This window comes from Streptomyces carpinensis, from assembly GCF_002154505.1.
GTDB classification, from domain to species: domain Bacteria; phylum Actinomycetota; class Actinomycetes; order Streptomycetales; family Streptomycetaceae; genus Streptomyces; species Streptomyces carpinensis.
The window spans coordinates 1-1,251 of the sequence record NZ_MUBM01000692.1 but is presented as its reverse complement, the minus strand read 5'-3'; the positions used below and the strand labels follow the sequence as shown (position 1 = coordinate 1,251).

At 67.4% G+C, this 1,251-nt stretch carries 2 protein-coding genes; both read left to right on the top strand.

Annotated elements, in window-relative coordinates:
* Positions 1 to 857, top strand: an 857-nt coding sequence (locus BZY54_RS47955; protein WP_143668438.1) for a M20/M25/M40 family metallo-hydrolase, incomplete at its 5' end; no start/stop codon positions are given.
* Positions 858 to 1,086: 229 nt separating this feature from the next.
* Positions 1,087 to 1,251 (top strand): chaplin (locus BZY54_RS47950; RefSeq protein WP_086731532.1); only part of this gene is annotated, 165 nt, incomplete at its 3' end.

Genomic DNA, 1,251 nt, shown 5'->3' with positions numbered 1-1,251 from the left:
GCGGCACGTACGGCGCCCGCCACCTGGTCGACAAGCACCCGGACCTGTTCGAGGGCGTCACCGAGGCGATCAGCGAGGTCGGCGGCTTCTCCTTCACCGTCAGCGAACAGCGGCGGCTCTATCTCATCCAGACGGCCGAGAAGGGCATGCACTGGATGAAGCTGACCGTGGCCGGCACCGCGGGGCACGGCTCGATGATCCATCGGGACAACGCGATCACCGAACTGTCGGAGGCCGTGGCCCGGCTCGGGCGGCACAAGTTCCCGGTGCGGGTGACCAAGACCACCCGGGCCTTCCTCGACGAACTCGGCGACGCACTCGGCACCGAGCTCGACCCGGAGAACATGGAGGGAACCCTCGCCAAGCTCGGCGGCATCGCCAAGCTCATCGGCGCGACCCTGAGCAACACCGCCAACCCCACCCAGCTCGGCGCCGGTTACAAGGTGAACGTCATCCCGGGCGAGGCCACGGCGCACGTCGACGGACGGTTCCTGCCCGGCTTCGAGGAGGAGTTCCTGGCCGATCTGGACCGCATCCTCGGACCCAAGGTGAAGCGCGAGGACGTGCATTCCGACAAGGCCGTCGAGACCACCTTCGACGGGGACCTGGTGGCCGCGATGCAGTCCGCGCTGCTGGCCGAGGACCCGGCCGCGAAGGCCATCCCCTACATGCTCTCCGGCGGCACCGACGCCAAGTCCTTCGACGACCTCGGCATCCGCGGCTTCGGCTTCGCGCCGCTGAAGCTGCCCCCGGAGCTGGACTTCGCGGGCATGTTCCACGGCGTGGACGAGCGGGTGCCGGTGGACGGGCTGAAGTTCGGCGTGCGCGTGCTCGACCGGTTCATCGACGCGTCCTGAGGGCGTTCGCCGAGCGCCGGTCGTCGAACTCCGGCCGCCGATCGGTCGGTTGTCGAACGCCGATCGTCGAACTCCGGTCATCGATCGGTTGACGTCGCTAATCGGCCGCACGTGCGGCGAAGACTGAGAAGGGTGAATGCGACCATAAGCTCGTAGCTCCATTACTCCCTCCTCGTTACAGGTAATGCGATCAGCAACATGAGATCGCTATTGCCAACTAGGAGGAATAATGATCAAGAAGGTCGTCGCTGCCGCAGTTGCCACCGGTGGGCTGGTCCTCGCTGGCGCGGGCCTGGCCGCTGCCGACTCCGGAGCCCAGGGTGCCGCCGTGCAGTCCCCGGGCGTCGTCTCCGGCAACGTCATCCAGGTGCCCGTGCACGTGCCGGTGAACGTC